We start from the raw sequence: 19,879 nt of genomic DNA, 5'->3' as shown, positions 1-19,879 counted from the left end.
CTCCGGCTCACTGACTGACGCCACACAACCGCTGCGCAATCTCCGGCGTGAGATTGGTCATGGCGGCAAACAGCACGAGCCACAGCAGCAGCAGAAAATGCCAGTACTGCGCGGTGAGCGACAGCCGTCTCGCGCGCGTGCCATGCGACATCGCGCGCGGCATGAGCAGCGCCCACGCGACGAGTCCGCCGACGAGATGCAGCGCATGCAGCCCCGTGAGCAGGAAGAAGAAGCTATTGGCCGGATTACCTGCCACGCCGTAGTGGCGCGCGACGAGATCGCGCCAGACCCAGAGCTGTCCGATCACGAACACCAGCGCGAGCACACCCGCCACCGTCCAGTCGCGGCGCGAGCGACGCAGCTCTCCGCGTTTTGCCTGCCAGACGGACGACTGCATCACGATGCAGGCCGCGGCCAGCACCCCGGTGTTCAACCACAGCATCGGGAGCGACGGCAGCGGCCGCCAGTCGCCGAGACTCATGCGCATCACGTAGGCGACGAGCATCAGACCGAACAGCACGCCGATGACGCCCATCAGCCACCAGATGGCAACCTGCGACGCCCTGCGGCGCGGTGGCTGCGCGATTGGCGCGCCTCCGGGCATGGGCGGCCACGACGGAACGGGTCTCATGATGCGGCTCCTTTCGGGCTATCCGGCGAAGGGGGTGTGGGCGGCACTGAGGGCGACGATTGTCCGTGCGAGGGCAAGGCATCGCGATCGACCATCGTCGCGGGGCGTCGTGGATCGGGGGCGAGATTCTGCGCAACGAAGTCATCGATGTCGCCCGGCACGCTGTACTCATACGGCCAGCGATAGGCCACGGGCAGCGTCGGGCCCCAGTTGCCGTGCACCGGCGGCACGTTGGGCGTCTGCCATTCGAGCGACGCGGCCCGCCACGTATTCGCACCGGCCGGTTTGCCGTGCCGCAGACTCCATGCGAGATTGAACAGGAACAGCAATTGCCCGAGCGCGACGATGAACGCCGCCACGGAGATATACGTGTTCATCGTGTGGGCCGACTGCGGAATGAAGCTGTAGCCCTGAAATTCGTAATAGCGTCGCGGCATGCCGAGAATGCCGAGGTAATGCATCGGGAAGAAGATCGCGTAGGTGCCGAGAAACGTGATCCAGAAATGCCACTGCCCGAGACGATCGTTCAGGCGTTTGCCGCTCACCAGCGGATACCAATGATAGATGCCGCCGAACACCACTAGCAGCGGCGCGACGCCCATCACCATGTGGAAGTGTGCGACCACGAAGTAGGTGTTCGAGAGCGGCATGTCCACGCTGACGTTGCCGAGAAACAATCCCGTCAGGCCGCCGATCACGAACGTGCTGATGAAGCCGATGGCGAACAGCATCGGCACGCTCAGATGAATGTCGCCGCGCCAAAGCGTGAGCACCCAGTTGTAGACCTTGATGGCCGTGGGGATGGCGATGATGAGCGTGGTCGTGGCGAAGAAGAAGCCGAAGTACGGATTCATGCCGCTGATGAACATGTGGTGTGCCCACACGACGAACGACAGCACGCCGATAGCGAGAATCGCCCAGACCATCATGCGGTAGCCGAAGATGTTCTTGCGCGCGTGCACGCTGATGAGATCGGAGACGATACCGAACGCCGGCAGCGCGACGATGTAGACCTCAGGGTGACCGAAGAACCAGAACAGATGCTGGAACAGCAACGGACTGCCGCCGCGATAGTCGAGCGGCTGTCCGAGCGAGACGATGGCGGGCATGAAGAAGCTGGTATGCAGCGTCTTATCGAGCAGCATCATCACGCCCGACACAAACAGCGCAGGGAAGGCGAGCAGCGCCAGCACGGTCGCCATCACAATGCCCCAGACGGTGAGCGGCATGCGCAGCAACGTCATGCCATCGGTGCGCGCCTGCAAGACCGTGGTGACGTAGTTGAGGCCACCCATCGTCGCCGCCACGATGAAGATCAGCAGCGAGATGAGCATCAGCACGATGCCCCACTCGGTGCCCGGTGTGCCGGGCAGGATGGCTTGTGGCGGGTAGAGCGTCCAGCCGGCGCCCGTGGGGCCGCCCGGTACGAAGAAACTCGCCATCAGCACGATCACGGCCAGCAGGTAGACCCAGTAACTGAGCATGTTCAGGAACGGGAAGACCATGTCGCGCGCGCCGACCATCAGCGGGATCAGGTAGTTGCCGAAGCCGCCCAGAAACAGCGCGGTGAGCAGGTAGATCACCATGATCATGCCGTGCATCGTCACGTACTGGTAATAGTGACTGGCGTCGATGAACGAGAACTTGCCGGGGAAGCCCAGTTGCAGACGCATCAGGTTGGAGAGCACGAGGCCGACCAGACCGACGGCGATGGCCGTGAGCGCGTACTGCACGGCAATGACTTTGTGGTCCTGACTCCAGACGTACTTCGTCCAGAAGCTTTGCGGGCCGTCGTGGTCGCCGTGTGCGGATTTTCCGTAAGCCATGAAGTCTCTCCTCCTTCACGTGCGTCTTGTCTGTCTCGTCTTTCTCTTCTGTCTCGTCCTTGCGGGTCGATCTATTGCGGTCTCGTTTGTGGCGGGACCATCGACGGCACGCGCGGCGGTGTCACCCCGCCTGACGGTGCCGATGGTGCGTTGCCCGGTTGGGGCGGGATGGCCAAGGGCGGAATCGGTGTCGCCAGCGGCGGCGGCCCGGACTGCGATGGCGCCCGGTAGCCCGATGGGGGCGACGAAGGTGACGGCGACGACGATGAGGACGATGCGGACGACGAGTCGGCCGCAGGTGACAACGGCGCCATCGGTGCGGGCGAGCGCGGCGTAGCCAGCGAGTTCTGGGCGAGTTGCACGGTGTCTGCGCGTGCCGTCGGCGCGGCAGGGGCGGCAGGCGCTGTGGGGGTTGCAGGCGTCCCGGCTGCCCCGCCCGGTGCGAGTGTCTTGATGTAGGCGATCAGTGCGGCGAGATCGGCATCGCTTACGTCGAGTTGCGGCATGATCGGCGCGAAGCCTTTGGGCACGCGCGCCGTCGGATTGCGGATGAACGTGGCGAGATACGCGTCGTCGACCTTGGCGGAGCTGCCGTCCTGAAATGTCTCGGTCTTGCCATACAGGCCATGCCACGTCGGTCCGACGCCCGCAGAGCCGTCAACCGAATGGCAGCCGGCGCAGCCCTTGGCCTGTGCAAGCAGCTTGCCCTTGGCGGCGAGCGGATTCATCGCACTGGCCCCGGCGTGCTGTGCTTGCAGTGCAGCAAATGTCGGCAGTTTGGCGGCCCATGCATCGTAGGCGGGGCGGTCGTCCACCACGACGACGCCGCGCATGTTCGAATGGCCGACGCCGCAAAGCTGGGCGCAGAGAATGTCGAAGCGCCCGGTTTGCGTGGGGGTGAGCCACATCTGCGTGACCATGCCCGGCACCATGTTCATCCGAGTGCGGAATGGCGGGACGTAGAAATCGTGGAGGACATCTTTGGCGCGCAGCAGCAATTTGACCGGCACGCCGACGAGCAGATGAAGCTCGGGGGCATCGACGATGCGATTGTCCTGATTGGCGGGATCCTTGGGATTCAGGCCGAGCGGGTTATCGGCGGTGACATACGCGGGGTCGGAGCTGCCGAGGCGTCCGTCCGGTCCCGGCAGCCGAAACCGCCATTGCCACTGCTGGCCGACAACTTCCACCACCATGGCGTTCGACGGCGGGTTGATGAGCTTGGCGTAGACGAGCAGGCCCGGGGCGAGCATCGCGACGATGCCGACGGTAGTGATACCGATGAGCCAGGCTTCAAGACGGCGGTTGTGGGGCTCGTAGGCGGCGCGGTGGCCGTCTCGATGGCGATACCGAAATACCGCCCATGCCACGAAGAGATTGATGACGACGAACGCCACGCCGGTAATCACCAGCGTGATGGTGAGGGTGTCGTCCATCTGGCGCCAGTTGGACGCCAGCGGGGTCAGCCACCACGGACTCCAGAAATGAAACGCGAGCGCGGCGACGACAATGACGATCAGGAGGATCGGGAGGGCCATGGGGCCTGCCTCTGTCGAGTCGATCTACGACCACGCTGCGATCGGGCGATCGATTTTTGTGAGGCGCTTCCTCTGTACTGCCGTGGATCAGTGAGTTGACTCCCAGAAACCTCGATCCTGAGATGGGCGCCGGCCGATGTTCGCGTTCACCACTAGTAGGTTAGTTCGCGAAACGTTGCTGTCAAGGAACGAAGCAACGAGCCGGGCAGATGACGCCTGACGGCACATGAATGGGTTTCGAGCCCTGCGACGAAACGCCGGGGGGGCATATGCCGCCGCCCCGGCGTCCCAGCGTCACTATGGGAGGTCGCGCTTACGCGGGACGCTGATTCGGCGCCTTCCCGAAGAATTGCAGGATGGTCGAATGCAACGCCGCGACATGGCTGCGATCGCCCGGTGCGTAGGGAGCCACGCCACCGGTGAAGTACGAAAAACCCTTTTCCTGATGCATGCCGTTCTTGATGGCGACGAAGGCGACGTAGGGCTGAAGCGGCCATGCTTCGTCACCGAACGTCACGCGCAGATCGGCAGAGATTTCGTGCGGGTACGTCAGGGTCACGAAGAGACTGTCGCCACGATTGTCGATTTCGCCAAACACCGGCAAGCCGTCCTTTACCACGCGCAGTGCCGACAGGCGCGACTGTGCGGCCAGAGCGTCTTCGGCCGAATCGAACTCGAGAAGAAAGTCGCGGGTCATGCGCGGCTGAATCGACTTGACCTCGACACCGATCAAGCGCATGAAATCGGCGTGGTCCTTGAGCCGGTAGTAGTACTTCACACGGTCATAGGGCAGTTGCGACAAGCCCGTCGCGACGATGACTTCGGTGCGATCGAAACTCACGCAATCGGCCACCAGCCGGTCATAAACATCCAGCATCTCGGCGACCGGGTCCACGTCCCCGGCGACATACCACGCCGGATTCGCCATCTTTGCCTTCGCTTTAACAACGTGCGAATTGAAAAAATAGTGGTGCTGGATGTGTGCCCCCGCATTCAGGAACACGGTGGAAAAATTCGGCCGGTGGGCCCGGAAGAGCTTGGCGTGAATGTCGTGCAGCAACAGATCGAGCACCAGCGCCTTGCGCCACGATGCGCCGCGGCTGCCGGCGATCAGCTTGGCATACAAGCCGTAGTGTTTGGGTTGCGCAAAGCGCAGCAATCCCAGCCCGAGGTGCAGCGCGCTGCGCCACGTGATGCGGGCCTGCGCATTGTCGTTGACCGTCTGGGACACGGCGGACGTCAGGACCCGGCTCCACCACGAATCGTCGCTCGGCGTGGCCGTCCACGGGTCGGGGATAAAGTACGCCGGCGCCTTCAGACGATTCTCGGCGTTCATCGCCGACACACAGCCGACGCTCAGCCCACTGCGCTCCAGCTGCTCGAACACCTGAGGCACGTCCGAGCCGACGATGTCGCCGAGCCGGAAAATCCCGTGCTCGGTATACGTTTTCCCGCTATGGACCGACGCCCATTGAATCCAAGGCTCGAGCTCCTCGTAGTTGCGTTCGCAGGTGGTGCTGATGCCCGCGCCCGACGTCAACTTGGCGAGCGCCGGAAAACGGCCTGGGAACGCCTCGATGTAGTTCGACACAATGTCGAAATTGATTTCATTGAGTTCGACCAGAACGAGTCTTTTGTTCACCGACGTATCACCACTACGCATGTTTCGACCTTAAGAAATTTTTCAGCATTGTATTAGCGGCCGCATGACTGCGGAACACTCGGGTGGCGGGCACCTCGCCGCACAATAACCGGTACGCGGGACACAGTCATTGATTCACCACAAACGGACACTCACTAGCAGACGATGTTTAGGCCGGCGCAGCGGCGAGCCCATTCGTCCGAATATTTGTGGATTTTAGCAGCCTGCCGGTGACGCTCCCGCGCGCACCCCCTGAAAACTGGCGTGGACCGGCCAACCTACACTCAAGTAGAATTGTTCGAACTCTTACAGACATCGGTCGCAGCTATCGCTACCGCCATATCAATCGCGCATCTCAATCGCGTTAGATCGGGATGGCCCGGGGGCGCTATGCCCCGCGTTCGTCGAAAAAGCCGTCAAGCCCATGACCAGTAGACAAGCGAAAATACAAGAAGATACGTATTTCCGAGTGATGCGTATTTTGTCTGAGAATCCCGACCTCACACAGCGGGAGCTGGCCGAGAAGCTTGGCGTCAGCGTGGGCGGACTGAATTACTGTCTGAAATCGCTGATGGAAAAAGGATGGGTCAAAATGCTGAACTTTGCCCATTCAAAAAACAAGTTTGGCTACATGTATATCCTGACGCCAAGAGGGATCGTCGAAAAAGCGAATCTAACGAGCCGATTCCTGAAACGGAAGATGGAAGAATATGACGCTTTGAAAATGGAGATCGACGCCTTGAAATCTGAAATCGCATTCTCTGAAAAAGAAGGGGAGCAGGAAGCATGATTCACGTCACTCCAGTAATTCTGTGCGGCGGCTCGGGTACGCGGCTATGGCCCTTGTCGCGGGCCGGCTTTCCGAAGCAGTTTCTTTGTTTGACGGGCAACGAGAGTCTTTTCCAACTCTCCGTCAAGCGCTCGATGATTCTCGGCGACAGCGATATCGAGATTGCGAATCCCCTTATCGTCAGCAACGAGGAACACCGCTTCCTGCTGGCAGAACAACTGCGTGAAATCGGCGTCGTTCCCGGCGCGGCATTGCTGGAGCCGCAAAGCAAGAATACGGCCCCTGCCCTGACCCTCGCGGCCCTCGAAGGATGCGTCGACGGCCACGACCCCGTTCTGGTGGTGACACCTTCGGATCAGGTGATCGAGAACACGGACGCCTTTGCCGCCGCCATGCGCGCGGCGATCCGGCAAGCCGACAACGGCGGGGTCGTCATTCTCGGCATCAAGCCCGACCAGCCGGCGACGGGGTACGGTTACATTCGCGCGGAGCCTGGCCAAGACGGCGCCCCGATGGACGTGCGTAGTTTTGTCGAAAAGCCCGACTTGGCGACGGCGCAGCAATACTTGCAGGATGGCGGCTATTTCTGGAATGCCGGCATCTTCATCGTGAAAGCATCCACGTGGCTGCGCGCCATCGAGCATTTCCGTCAGGACATCGCGCTCGCCACGAAGGCCGCCTGGACGAAGTGCAGCAGAGAAGTCTCGCTCGACACCCGCTTTGTCCGGCCCGCTAAGGAGGAATTCCGCGACATCCCCGCGGAATCCATCGACTACGCCGTTATCGAACACTGCCCGGGGAGCACTTTCGACATCAAGATGGTTCCGCTGGATGCCGGCTGGAGCGACCTTGGGTCGTGGGACGCCGTGCTTCAGGCATCGCCCAGAGATGAAGCCGGCAATGCCTGCTTTGGCGACGTGCTGACGACCGATACCAAGAACTCGCTCGCCCACGCGTCAAGCCGGTTGGTGGCACTGGTCGGCGTCGAAAACCTGATCGTCATCGAAACGGCCGATGCGGTTCTGGTCGCTGACCGGACACGCAGCCAGGACGTCAAACATATCGTGTCGGCCCTCACGCGGGAAGACCGCGAAGAGCATGTGCTGCACCGCAAGGTGCACCGTCCGTGGGGCTGGTACGACACGGTCGATACGGGCCGCCGCTTTAAGGTCAAACGTATTCAGGTGAGACCCGGCGCCAGCCTGAGCTTGCAAAAGCACCACCATCGCGCGGAGCACTGGATCGTCGTCAAGGGGACGGCCGAAGTCGTCAACGGCGATGAGACGAAGATCCTGACCGAGAATCAGGGTGTGCACATTCCGTTGGGTCAGGTCCATCGACTGACCAACCCGGGGAAGATCCCACTGGAAATCATCGAAGTGCAATCCGGCGGATATCTCGGCGAGGATGACATCGTGCGCTTTGAAGACACCTATGGCCGCACCCCTAAGCAGAATGGTTGATCGCGTCCGCGCCATTCCCACTACATCACGAGACGAACCGAAGCAATGGAAGTGAAAACCAGTCAACCAGCAACCCCGGAGGGCGACGCCCTTTCGTTCGTCTCTCCCGACGCGGTGATCGGGCAGAACGCCACGATCGGCGTCGGTGTTTGTATTCCCAAGGGCGTGACGCTGGGCAATGGCGTCAGCATCCGTAGTCATGTCGTATTCGCGACGCCGGAAGACCCGGCGGCCGATGCGAACGTCGTCATCGAGGACAACGTCACCATCGGCGAGGGCTCGGTGATTTATCCGGGCGTGCGGATGGCCGCCGGGGCCTATGTGCGCCCGGGTACGGTGGTCACGCGTTCGATTCCGCCGAGTGCCATTGTCGAAGGCAATCCCGCGACCATCGTCGGCTACGTGAATACGAACCGTCCCGAGGTACAACCCGTCGCCGTTGCCGAGCGCCGCGCGCCTCGCACCGCACTCGATGTCGGCGGCGTGGAAATTTTCCGGTTCCCCGTCATTCCCGATTTGCGCGGCAATCTCACGGTCGGGGAATTCGAGAAGCAAATTCCCTTCGCGCCGCTGCGTTACTTCATGGTTTACGACGTGCCGAGCAGCGAAATTCGCGGCGAGCACGCGCATCACGAATGCCATCAGTTTCTGATTTGCGTGCGCGGCAGTTGCTCGGTCGTGGTCGATGACGGTCACAAGCGCGCGGAAGTCGAGCTCGAGGACCCCAGCACCGGACTCTATATTCCGCCGATGGTCTGGGGCATCCAGTACAAGTACTCGTCGGACGCGCTGCTGCTGGTGTTCGCGTCGCATCATTACGACTCGAACGACTATATTCGCGATTACGGGGCGTTCCTGAAACACGTTGCCCAAGGGACCTGAGATGTATAGCGCTTTCAGTGATGTGCAAAGCCAATCGATCGGCGAAGGCACGAAGATCTGGCAATTCGTGGTGGTGCTGCCCAACGCCGAGATCGGTGCCGACTGCAACATCTGCTCGCATTGCTTCATCGAAAACGACGTCAAGATCGGTGACCGGGTCACCGTCAAATGTGGCGTTCAACTATGGGACGGCACGCTCATTGAAAATGACGTGTTCATCGGCCCGAACGTGACGTTCTCGAATGACAATTTCCCGCGATCGAAAGTCTATCCCGAGAAGTTCTCAAAGACGATCGTGCGGGAAGGCGCCTCCATTGGCGCCAACGCCACCATTCTTCCCGGCATCGAGATCGGCAGGCACGCGATGATCGGTGCGGGTAGCGTCGTTACGAAAGATGTTCCGGAAAACGCGGTCGTCGCAGGAAACCCTGCCCGCATACTTCGAATCCTCAAATGAATATTCCATTTCTCGATCTCAAGAAAATCAACCTCGCCCATGAGGAAGAGCTGACGCAAACGATGGTCGGCGTCCTGAATTCCGGCTGGTACATCCTCGGCCAGGAAGTGCGTGCGTTCGAGAGCGAATTCGCGAGCTATTGCGGCGTTGAACACGCGATCGGCGTGAGCAACGGACTCGACGCCCTTCACCTGATCCTCCGTGCGTACGACATCGGCCCGGGCGACGAAGTGATTGTGCCGTCCAACACCTACGTCGCCACGTGGCTTGCCGTGACCTACGCCGGCGCGACGCCGGTGCCCGTGGAGCCGGACGAGGCGACGTACAACATCGACCCGGCGAAGCTCGAAGCTGCGATTACGCCGCGAACGAAAGCGATCATCGCGGTCCATCTGTACGGGCAGTGCGCCGATATGGACCCCATCAACGCGATCGCCCGCCGTCACGGGATCAAGGTCGTCGAAGACGCCGCGCAGTCCCACGGTGCGACGTACAAAGGCCGTAAGGCCGGTGCGCTCGGGGATGCGGCGGGGTTCAGCTTCTATCCCGGCAAGAATCTTGGCGCGCTGGGCGACGCCGGTGGCGTCACGACCAACGACCCGGTGCTGGCCGAGAAAGTCAGACTGCTGTTGAACTACGGGTCGAGCAAGAAGTATCACAACGAAGTCAAAGGCTTCAACTGCCGGCTCGATGAGCTTCAAGCGGCGATTCTGCGGAAAAAGCTGAAGTATCTGGACGACGAAAATCAGAAGCGGCGAGACGTTGCGACCATCTATCTGGATACGCTCTCGAAATCAAAGCATCTGATCCTTCCGAAGGTTCTGGCAGATTGCGAATCCGTTTTCCACATTTTCGCCATTCGTTTCGACGAACGCGACCAGCTGCAAGCCAAGCTGACTGAGAAGACGATCGGGACCATCATTCACTACCCGATCCCGCCGCATTTGCAGGAAGCCTACAAGGACCTGAATATCGGCAAAGGCCGCCTGCCCATTTCCGAGAAGATTCACGACACGATCCTCAGCATCCCCATGAGCCCGGTGCTCACCGATGCCGAAGCCAAGTACGTGGCCGAATCGATCCTCGAAATCTGCGGCTAGTCTTCGCAACGGACGGGGCACCGTCTCCGAGATAATTTCAGCCTTAATCATCCCATCAGCCAAGCGCGCATGATCGTTCTGTATAACGCAAATTCTTATCTCGGCGGCGGTGAAACGCTGTTTGTTCGCTTCTGCGATTACCTCGACTCGATCAACGAACCGTACATCGCCATCTGTGCCGAGGGCAGCTTTATCCAGAAGAAGTTGTCCGTGTCGCCGAAAAGATGCGGCACCGTCATCGCGCTTGACGGCAATCTTGATTATTTTTACCTGCAACCGAATGAGCAGGAAAACCTGCTCCGGCGAATCGCCGACGGCATCGGCGAGCATGACAAGATCAATTTCGTGACTTTTTGCATGCGGGATCTGCATCTCGCCAGAGCATTGAGCCGCAAGGTCAGCAACATTGCGCTGTCCCACCTGATTCTTCATGTGCAGGACGATCTCTATCTCGGCCAGACGTTGTTCGATAAGGCGGTCTACGCCGTCACGAAAAAGCGGGTATTCCGCAACAAGGCACTGATCGGGTTCAACAGAGCCTTGTTGAAGCAAATCAATAACAACGACGGATTGATTTGCATGGCCCAGGTCATTGCAGATCACTGGGAACGTACTTTTCAACTGCACGTCCCAAGAAATCGCATCGTTCCGCTGCCCTCCTTCTCCGAGGCCCAGCGAGACGAAGAAGCCGATCCGAACGCCAAATCGATCATCTGGATCGGGCGAATTGTCGACTTCAAGATTCCGGCTGTCTGCGCGATGATCGAGTTTCTCTCGAAGCATCCGGCCTATACATTGACGATTGTCGGTAGCGGTGCGACGGCACAAATCGATGCCGCCCTTCGGAAATTCGGTGTCGATGCCACGCGCATCCGTTTCATCGGCGAACTGCCCTACGACAAGATTCGGGATGAGATCGTCAAGCACTCTGTCGGGTATGCCATGGGCACGTCGCTGGTCGAGCTGGCCAGATACCGAATTCCGGTGGTGATTGCCCTCGCGAGCTACGACCACGCATTGTTCGACCGCCCGATCTGCGGCGGCCTCTTTTACGACAAGCCGCTGGGATGCGATGGCTCTGAATTGATGAACAGTTCGGGCCCGGACATCGCGGACCTGTCCGAGGTATTTCGGCACATCGAGAACGACTATCAGACGGTAGCGGACAAATGCTACGAATATGCCAAAACTAATTATTCCGTCACCGAGAATTTTTCCCGGTATGTCGAAATAATCAAAGGCACGAAGCCGATGGCAGGCGAAGCGTTTTCACAACGCCAGCCCAGGGCGAATGCATTGCGGCGAATCATTTTTCACGCCGCGAAATCCTGAATACCGTCGCCGATATTTTTTGCCAAAGAATCATGCTTCTTCACCTCACTTCCATTCCTGAAAGATAATGAACAAAGAAGAAGAAATAAAGCTGCTTTGTTTATATCACAACAAGGCATTGATAAATACTGAACGGGATTTCCTGTTCAATATTCAATGCGGCAGAAGTGCCATGGATTCTCATCTTCCGATGTCAGGCGATGACGTCGGAGATAACATCAGCAGTCGCAATCAATTCTGGTCGGAAATTACCGGCATTTACTGGGCCTGGAAGCATCTTCCCAAGGTCCCGTATATCGGCGTCTGTAGCTATCGAAGATTCTTCAATTTCGATTTCGGATCTTCAAAACCCATTGAGATTATCAGTCTCCCCGAGGGTCAGAAGTTCATCGATAACTACACACTCCCGTCCGCACATGAGCTTTTCAAGGATGCGGACATCATCACGCCGGTGCCATACACGTACGCCTACAGCATCGCGCGCGTTTGCAGCATGAACTATAACGACGCCGATTTTGAAATTCTGGAGAGCGTTGTCGGCGAGAAGTACCCCGATTACATGGATTCGTACCGGGATCACATGTACGAAAACAACAAGATGATCGGGCACAACATGTTCATCATGAGCTGGGAGAATTTCACCCGTTATTGCGAGTGGGTCTTCGACATCTTGCTGGAAGTGGAAAGACGAATCGATCCCACGAATTACCCAATCCACCAGATTCGCGTGTTTGGGTACATGCACGAACTGTTGCTTGAAATCTACATCAAGAAAAACAAGCTTCGCACCAAGACATCACCGCTCTTGTGGGTCGAGTCGACAGTAAAGAAAACGCACTTCAACAGTTTGCGTTACAGAATTGCCGCGAACGTCTATTACATGCTGGACCGGGCAATTCATCGAAATTATCAACATCGAGCAAAGAAGAAGCTCCACGGCTCATAAATCAAGAGTCAGCAGACTGTCACGGCAGATTTGATTCATGTGCGGATAACACAATATTCCAATGCATGAACGACTGTAATGGATATTAGGAATCTTGCACTATGTCGATAAAAAGAAACTCCCTTTGGAATTTGGCGGGTTTAGGGGGACCGTTACTGGTCGCAGCCGTTACCGTTCCCTATCTCCTTCGCCATCTGGGCGTGGAGTCCTTCGGGATCTTGACGCTGATCTGGACCTTGATCGGCTATTTCAGCCTGTTCGATCTCGGCCTGGGGCGTGCTATCACGCAGAAGGTCAGTTCAATCCTGAATTCGAATCGGAAGAACGAAGTCAATCCGATGATTCAGAGCGGACTGGTCGTCACGGCCGCCGCCGGGTTGTTCGGCATGCTCGTGCTCGCCGCACTGGCGCACGTTCTCGCGCATAAGTGGTTGAACGTGAGCGGCACCCTGATCGACGAGACGTTCTGGTCGCTCATCATTTCTGCGATTGGCATTCCCATCACCACGCTGACGATTGGATTCCGTGGTGTTCTGGAGGCCTTCGAGAACTTCAAGATCTCGAGCACGTTCCGCATCATCTTGGGGATTCTGAATTTTGCCGCGCCGGCAGTCGTCGTTGCCTGCGTCGGGAATTCTCTCGTGTGGATATCGCTGAGCCTGATTGTCACCCGGCTTCTCGTGGCAGCCATTCACTGGCGATATGTGAGTCGCGTCTACGACATCAAATTTGCACGAAGCGGCGTCAGCTGGGCGTACGTCAAGGAATTGATCGCCTTCGGCGGATGGACGACGGCATCGAATGTCATCGGCCCGCTGCTGGTCTCTGCCGACCGATTTTTCATCTCCTCCGTGCTCGGCGCCACCGCGGTGGCGTATTACACCGTGCCGTACGAGATCGCCAACCGAATGCTGATCATTCCGGTCGCGTTGACCGGTGCGCTGTTCCCCCGGCTATCGAACGCCATCGGCTCCCAGCATCACGAAGCCGAAACGACGTACAAGAACAGCTGGAAGTTGATTCTGTACATCATGCTGCCGATTTGCCTTGCGGCCGCAGCACTGTCCAAGGTCTTGCTGACGATTTGGCTCGGTGCAAAATTTGCTGAACAGTCGTGGATGGCCGCATCGATCCTGTTCATGGGGATTTTCTTCAACTCGCTGGCGAGCGTTCCCTTCACGTACATTCAGGCCGCAGGGAAATCGAGAACGACCGCGTTCATTCACATCTTCGAAACGATCGTCTATATTCCGGCGCTGCTTCTGGTGCTCCACACCGTTGGCATTGTCGGTGCGGCGATCGCATGGTCGGGCCGCGCGCTCTTCGATCTGTTGATCTTGCTGTATTTGCGTCGCGAATTGTCCGTAACGGCGCGCGGCGGCGAGCACGCGAAGTCCTCTGACGCCAAACAATGAACGCTTCTACATGACAGACATCACTCATCTGTACTTCGGAACCGCAGGATCGGCCGGACTCTACACACACCGCATTTACAAGGCGCTGGAGGGAGAATTCTCTCAGGAAGCCATTGTGAATTACTACTTTCCGTTCCCGTACGGAAGAAAGATTTTCTTCAAGTACACGGAGTTGACCGGCCCCAATCAATTCAAGAATCACAAATATCTTCGATTCTTCGTGAGATATCTTGAATTGATTTTCGGCCTGCTGCGCTCGCTCGTCATCATCGGGAAAAACAAGACCAAGGTCTTGAATTACAACCTGATCAGCGAACACCTCGTGGAGTATCTTTTCTTACTCACCGTGAAGAAGGTTTTGCGCCGGAAGATCATGCTGACGCTGCACGATGTGATTCCATTCGAGTCGCAGCACGTGAACGTGACGCCGAGACATCGTATCAAGCAGCTCATTATCGATCTGGCCGATACGATCTTGCTTCACAACAAGAATTCCGTCGACGATTTCAAGGCAAGTTTCAAGTTTGCCGGCACCATCCGCTTGCATGACTTCCCGATCATGGACCCCGCGCCCATGCGCGGGACGTCCACGCACGCCGCAGCAGACAACGATCGGGGCAATGGCAAGACGTTTCTGTTCGTGGGACACCCGCGCTCGGAGAAGGGGCTCGACGTCCTTGCCAAGGCTTGGTCGATTTTCGCCGGCGCGAAAGACTTCGACGCATCGACGGCAAATCTCGTGATCGCGTCCAATCTGACGAAGCACCACCCTGCGATGGCATTATTTGCCGGCACGCCAGGGGTCAGCATCATCGCCGAATTCATTTCGGACGCACGATATTTCGATTTGATCGCGCAGGCAGACTACGTCATTCTTCCCTACAAACGGGGAACGAATAGCGGCATACCCGGGACGGTGTTCTCGCTGCGGACGGGGCTGATTTGCTCGGACATCGCGATGTTCAAATCGAATGCCCTGATTCCGGAGTCGTCGTTCTTTGCCAGCGAAACGCCCGAAGCATTGGCGGGGAAAATCGCGGAAGCACTGTCCGCACCGGTCGATCGTTATCGACCGTCTCCCGAGGCGCTGGCGCAGTACAACCTGTCGTTCGACACTGACGTCCGGCGCCTCTACGAAAAGGTTATTGCCGGGGCATAGAGCGCCGAAGTGGCTCGCTGAGCGCGGCCACGATCTGGCGGACCTTCGTTTCGGGTGAGAACAGCTTCGCATAAAGCGATTTGCAGCGCGCCGGGACATCCCCACCGGCGTCGAGATCGTCGATCAGCTCCAAGGCCAGACGTTCCAGCGTTTCCACCGTATTGTCTTCGCTGACCCTGCCGACGCCTTCCGCCCGAATCATGTCGGCCAGATCATTGCCCGGATTGATGTTTGCCAATACGGGCAACCCGCTGGCCATGTAGGAAAGGAATTTCCCCGGGATGTTGTGCGATTTGTGGCGCGGGTCCAACGCGACCAACCCGACATGACACTGCGCATACAGCCCCGGAATCTCGTCCGGGTCGATCTCGTCGCGGAAAATCACGTTATCCAGCCCTCGGCTCGCGGCACTGGCAGCGAGTCTGGCCGCATCGCTGCCTCGACCGACAAACAGAAAACCGACGTCGGTGCGAGCACGCAAGCGCTCAGCCAGATCGAGCAGGATGTCCATCCCTTGCGCCACGCCCATATTGCCCGCGTAGACGAACACCTTTCGTCCGTCCAACGGTGACGCCTGAATCGAGATGGGGCACCCTGCAACCGGCGCCTCGTAGAGCCAGTTCGGCAGCACTTCCACTTTGCGGGCAGGCTTGCGCGCCCATTCGTCGAAATAGCTGACGTTGCCCTGCGTCTGAACCCCGATCGTGTCGGCGACCGAATACTGGTAACGCGCAATCGCATCGAAAAAGCGATACGCCAGTCCTCGGCCCATCAGGCCAAGGTCGGCTGCCCATTGAGGGAAGATGTCGCGAATGATGAGGTACGTTTTGCAGCCGCTCTTCTTTTGCAGGTACCGGACGAGCGGTCCGTGAAAAATAGAAGGCGAATACCACACGATGCCTTCCCACTTTTCGCCGGCGAGCGCGCTGCGACGCAGATTTCTCCGCATCGCAAACGGCATGACGAACTCACTGAGGGTCCGGCGAACGTAGCCGATCCCCTTGGTCTCGGGCGCGCGCAATCGCAGCACCTGAAACCCGTCCATCTGCTCGAGCCGCCAGCTTTCCTGAATGTCGGCCGACGGAAGCACAACGGTCAGGGCATGGCCCTGGCGCGCGAACTCGCGCGCAAGATCGCGCAACTGCACCGCGCCTGATGTCCGTTGTGGCGGAAAGTTTTCCGTAACTAAAGCAATTCGCATCGACTGTCCGAGCGTCAATATTTCTTCCAGACCACACGGTTCACATAGTCCGTGTAGCTGTGAATGATGCGAACGACCTTGTCCGAAACGTTGGGCATGCTGTAGTCGGCGACAAGGCGAAGACCGCGAACGGCACCGCGCGGTTGCGACTCGAGAATCGCCAGACCCTGACGGACGCGATCGAGCTCAAGCCCCACCATCATCACGGTGCCTTCTTCCATCGCTTCCGGGCGCTCATGCGCCTCGCGCAGGTTCAGCGCGGGGAAGTTGAGGATGGAGGATTCTTCGCTGATCGTGCCGCTGTCCGACAGCACCGCTTTCGCCGACATTTGCAGATTCACGTAGTCGTGAAAACCCAGCGGCTTGAGAAAACGAATCTGCGGGTGGAACGTGGAGCCGGCCGCATCGATACGCTTGCGCGTGCGCGGATGCGTCGACACGATCACCGGAATATCGTGATCTTCGGCAATGCCGTTCAGCACGTCGACCAGCTTGCGGTATCCGCTCTCCGGCTCGATGTTCTCTTCACGGTGCGCGCTGACGACGAAGTAACGCTCGGGCGTGAGCGCCAGTCGCTGCAAAACGTCCGACGACTCGATGGCCGGCAGATAGTGATGCAGAACCTCGTACATCGGGCTGCCGGTCTTGATCACCTGATCCGGCGGCAGTCCTTCCCTGAGAAGGTATTCGCGCGCGATATCGCTGTACGTCAGATTGATGTCGGACGTATGGTCGACGATGCGGCGATTGGTCTCTTCCGGCACGCGCAGGTCGAAGCAGCGGTTGCCGGCTTCCATGTGGAAAATGGGGATCTGACGGCGCTTCGCCGGAATCACCGACAGGCAGCTATTGGTATCGCCCAACACGAGAATGGCGTCCGGCATGACCTCTGCCAACACGCGATCCACTTCAATGATCAAGTTGCCGATCGTTTGCGCAGCACTACGGCTGCCGGCGGCACTATTCAAAAAGTGATCGGGCCGGCGGACATCGAGATCTTCGAAGAAGACCTGATTCAGTTCGTAATCGTAGTTCTGCCCCGTATGGACCAATACGTGGTCGCAGTGGGCGTCGAGTGCTGCCAGCACGCGCGACAGACGGATGATCTCCGGCCGGGTGCCGACCACCGTCATGATCTTTAGCTTCTTCATCATTGCCTTACAGAATGCTCGAATAAGTATCGGGCTTAGCGCGATCGAATACTTCGTTTGCCCAAAGCATGACGATCAATTCGCCGTCACCGATGTTCGTAACGTCATGCGTCCAGCCGGGAACCGTCTCGACGATCTCCGCCTTCTCGCCATTCGTGACGAATTCCAGCGTTTCTCCCGTGTGCATGTGGCGGAACCGGAAGCTGGCCTGCCCTTTCATGACGAGAAACTTCTCGGTCTTCGTGTGGTGGTAGTGCCCGCCGCGCGTCACGCCCGGGTGCGCCGTGAAATACGAAAACTGGCCGCAGTCCGGCGTCTTGAGCATCTCGACAAACACGCCGCGGGGATCTTCGTGACGCGGCACGCTGTACACGAAGCCGCTCGCCGGCAAATAGCTGACGAACGTCGCATAAAGCGCCCGCTCCAGACCGGTGCCGACACGTTCCGTCATCAAGGTGTTGCGGCCGTCACGGAACGCCTGAATCGATCGTGCCACGTCGCCGACCGTCGTCGTGTAGGTCGGCATCACCGCTTCGAAGCCCGACGCGTCAGGCGCCGCGTCGGCACCGAACAAGATGTCCGTGAAGCGCTGAAGGACATCGTCCACGTAGACCAGCGTCAACTTCGCCGCCGGGTCGTGGATTTCGATCGGCAGATCTCGGGCGATGTTGTGGCAGAACGTGGCCACCGCCGAGTTGTAGTTCGGGCGGCACCACTTGCCGAACACGTTCGGCAAACGGAATACGAAGGTGGGAATCCCGTGACGTTGCGAGACCGCTTGCACGGCCTGCTCCGCGTCAAGCTTGGTGCGACCGTAGGGGGTGTCTCGACCCGCTTGTGTCGACGAAGTGAAAACAACGGGGATTTTCCGGCCGGTCGACGCGGCGATGGCACCGACGGCATCGCACAGCGTTTGTGTCAGATCGCGATTGCCCCGCTCGAAGTCTTCCGGTGCCTGCGATCGATTGATGCCGGCCAGATGGAAGACGAATTCGACGCCATCGAGCATGCCGGGGAGTTCATCGACCCCACGCCGGGTGTCGAAGCTCACAACCTCCACATCCTTGAACTCGGACAGCTTCAGGAGCAGGTTGCGCCCGATGAATCCATTTGACCCGGTGACAAGTACTTTCATAATCCGTTCGTTGGAGCACCTGCCGTCATTGCCGGCGGGTGCTCGGGTACTGTTCGTTGGTGATGCGAGCCGCCCGCACGTCGCATGGCGACGAGCGTTATCGCGGAATGATCGACTGAATCAGCGGCAACTTCAGCAGCAGTTGCTTCATCCCTTCCACATCGAGCCGCGTCGTGTTGTGCGAGTTGTAGTCCGTCGCCTCGGAGATCTTCGTTTCCCCTTGGTCGATGAACTTGCCGTAGTTCAGGTCGCGAAGATCGGGCGGCACACGATAGTAATCGCCGGAATCCTGAGCCATCACCATCTCTTCACGGCTCAACAGCACTTCGTAGAGCTTCTCGCCGTGACGCGTACCGATGACGTTGATCGGATAGTCCGGCAACTTCATCAACGAGCTCAGCGCCTTCGCCAGCGTATCGATGGTTGCCGCCGGCGACTTCTGCACGAAGATCTCGCCCGGGTTGCCATTCTCGAACGCGTACAGCACCAGATCCACGGCGTCATCCAACGTCATCATGAATCGGGTCATGTTCAGATCGGTCGCGGTAATCGGCTTGCCGGCCTGCATCTGATCGATGAACAGCGGGATCACCGACCCGCGCGACGCCATGACGTTGCCATAGCGGGTGGCGCAAATGACCGTCGAATTGCTGTTGCGCGACTTGGCCACCATGACCTTTTCCATCATGGCTTTGGAGATACCCATCGCATTGATCGGGTAGACGGCCTTATCCGTGCTCAGGCAAACCACACGTTTGACGCCGCACGAAACGGCTGCCTCAAGCACGTTCTCGGTCCCCAGCACATTGGTCTTGACGGCCTCGAGCGGGTGAAATTCGCACGACGGCACTTGCTTCAGTGCGGCTGCATGGAAGATGAAATCAACGCCTCGGACCGCACTCATGACGGACTGATAATCCCGAACGTCGCCGATGTAGAACTTCAGCTTGGGATTGTTGTATTTCTTTCTCATGTCGTCTTGCTTCTTTTCGTCCCGGCTCAGGATTCTGATTTCCCCGATGTCCGAATCGATAAAGCGACGCAATACGGCATTCCCGAATGATCCGGTACCACCGCTGATGAGAAGAGTCTTCTTGTTGAACATAAAAGTATCCATGAGTCTGAACCAGGCCTCAGGCGCGCGTCGGAAAGCGCTCTTCGCCATGACCCACCGTGCTGGAACGCCGGTGTCGCCTGTGCATGCACCCGCG

Annotated in this window: 16 protein-coding genes and 1 pseudogene; 9 read left to right on the top strand and 8 right to left on the bottom strand. The window is 58.7% G+C overall.

The window, feature by feature from the left end; genetic code table 11:
* Window positions 1-7 precede the first annotated feature (7 nt).
* From PIN31009_RS24400 to PIN31009_RS24385, 4 genes and pseudogenes are all read right to left on the bottom strand, one after another.
* On the bottom strand, window positions 8-631 hold the full coding sequence (locus PIN31009_RS24400; protein WP_246185835.1) for a cytochrome c oxidase subunit 3: 624 nt from the start codon (window positions 629-631) through the stop codon (window positions 8-10).
* Window positions 628-2,457, bottom strand: a complete 1,830-nt coding sequence (gene ctaD, locus PIN31009_RS24395) for a cytochrome c oxidase subunit I (protein WP_150791819.1) — start codon at window positions 2,455-2,457, stop codon at window positions 628-630. The genes PIN31009_RS24400 and ctaD overlap by 4 nt, the downstream gene beginning before the upstream one ends.
* A 416-nt stretch (window positions 2,458-2,873) precedes the next feature.
* Window positions 2,874-3,995: pseudogene (locus PIN31009_RS24390) on the bottom strand (cytochrome c oxidase subunit II); the annotation flags it as partial.
* A gap of 313 nt (window positions 3,996-4,308) precedes the next feature.
* On the bottom strand, window positions 4,309-5,637 hold the full coding sequence (locus PIN31009_RS24385; RefSeq protein WP_150791817.1) for a hypothetical protein: 1,329 nt from the start codon (window positions 5,635-5,637) through the stop codon (window positions 4,309-4,311).
* 424 nt (window positions 5,638-6,061) lie between these two features.
* Here PIN31009_RS24385 and PIN31009_RS24380 point away from each other — a divergent pair, with 424 nt between their 5' ends.
* The 9 genes from PIN31009_RS24380 to PIN31009_RS24340 all read left to right on the top strand — a co-directional run bounded on the left by PIN31009_RS24380 (window position 6,062) and on the right by PIN31009_RS24340 (window position 15,181).
* Window positions 6,062-6,427 (top strand): MarR family EPS-associated transcriptional regulator, encoded by a 366-nt coding sequence (locus PIN31009_RS24380; protein WP_150682458.1) that lies wholly within the window; start codon window positions 6,062-6,064, stop codon window positions 6,425-6,427.
* Window positions 6,424-7,890: a mannose-1-phosphate guanylyltransferase/mannose-6-phosphate isomerase gene (locus tag PIN31009_RS24375; RefSeq protein ID WP_150791816.1), complete on the top strand. Its 1,467-nt coding sequence runs from the start codon at window positions 6,424-6,426 to the stop codon at window positions 7,888-7,890. The genes PIN31009_RS24380 and PIN31009_RS24375 overlap by 4 nt, the downstream gene beginning before the upstream one ends.
* Window positions 7,891-7,935: 45 nt before the next feature.
* Window positions 7,936-8,772, top strand: a complete 837-nt coding sequence (locus tag PIN31009_RS24370; RefSeq protein ID WP_150682460.1) for a WxcM-like domain-containing protein — start codon at window positions 7,936-7,938, stop codon at window positions 8,770-8,772.
* 1 nt (window position 8,773) lies between these two features.
* Window positions 8,774-9,229, top strand: a complete 456-nt coding sequence (locus tag PIN31009_RS28400) for an acyltransferase (RefSeq protein WP_150791815.1) — start codon at window positions 8,774-8,776, stop codon at window positions 9,227-9,229.
* Entirely contained in the window at window positions 9,226-10,329 is a 1,104-nt protein-coding gene (locus PIN31009_RS24360; RefSeq protein ID WP_150791814.1) for a DegT/DnrJ/EryC1/StrS family aminotransferase, read from the top strand. Before PIN31009_RS28400 ends, PIN31009_RS24360 begins: the two co-directional genes overlap by 4 nt.
* Window positions 10,330-10,398: 69 nt before the next feature.
* Window positions 10,399-11,661, top strand: a complete 1,263-nt coding sequence (locus PIN31009_RS24355; RefSeq protein ID WP_150791813.1) for a glycosyltransferase family protein — start codon at window positions 10,399-10,401, stop codon at window positions 11,659-11,661.
* A gap of 67 nt (window positions 11,662-11,728) precedes the next feature.
* Complete coding sequence (locus tag PIN31009_RS24350) at window positions 11,729-12,607, top strand: DUF4422 domain-containing protein (protein WP_150791812.1); 879 nt, start codon at window positions 11,729-11,731, stop codon at window positions 12,605-12,607.
* Window positions 12,608-12,708: 101 nt separating this feature from the next.
* Complete coding sequence (locus PIN31009_RS24345) at window positions 12,709-14,022, top strand: flippase (RefSeq protein ID WP_150682465.1); 1,314 nt, start codon at window positions 12,709-12,711, stop codon at window positions 14,020-14,022.
* Between the two features lie 10 nt (window positions 14,023-14,032).
* Complete coding sequence (locus tag PIN31009_RS24340; RefSeq protein ID WP_150791811.1) at window positions 14,033-15,181, top strand: glycosyltransferase family protein; 1,149 nt, start codon at window positions 14,033-14,035, stop codon at window positions 15,179-15,181.
* On the opposite strand, the gene PIN31009_RS24335 is transcribed toward PIN31009_RS24340, so the two are convergent.
* From PIN31009_RS24335 to PIN31009_RS24320, 4 genes are all read right to left on the bottom strand, one after another.
* Window positions 15,165-16,382, bottom strand: a complete 1,218-nt coding sequence (locus PIN31009_RS24335) for a glycosyltransferase family 4 protein (protein WP_150791810.1) — start codon at window positions 16,380-16,382, stop codon at window positions 15,165-15,167. The genes PIN31009_RS24340 and PIN31009_RS24335 overlap by 17 nt on opposite strands.
* A 14-nt stretch (window positions 16,383-16,396) precedes the next feature.
* Entirely contained in the window at window positions 16,397-17,533 is a 1,137-nt protein-coding gene (gene wecB / locus PIN31009_RS24330) for a non-hydrolyzing UDP-N-acetylglucosamine 2-epimerase (RefSeq protein ID WP_150683356.1), read from the bottom strand.
* Between the two features lie 7 nt (window positions 17,534-17,540).
* Window positions 17,541-18,668, bottom strand: a complete 1,128-nt coding sequence (gene wbjC, locus PIN31009_RS24325) for a UDP-2-acetamido-2,6-beta-L-arabino-hexul-4-ose reductase (RefSeq protein WP_150791809.1) — start codon at window positions 18,666-18,668, stop codon at window positions 17,541-17,543.
* Between the two features lie 97 nt (window positions 18,669-18,765).
* Window positions 18,766-19,773 (bottom strand): polysaccharide biosynthesis protein, encoded by a 1,008-nt coding sequence (locus PIN31009_RS24320; protein WP_150682469.1) that lies wholly within the window; start codon window positions 19,771-19,773, stop codon window positions 18,766-18,768.
* Between the last annotated feature and the right edge of the window lie 106 nt (window positions 19,774-19,879).

This window comes from Pandoraea iniqua (assembly GCF_902459685.1).
Taxonomy (GTDB): Bacteria; Pseudomonadota; Gammaproteobacteria; order Burkholderiales; family Burkholderiaceae; genus Pandoraea; species Pandoraea iniqua.
Note: the sequence above shows the minus strand (reverse complement) of the source record. Positions and strands in the feature narration are given on the sequence as shown.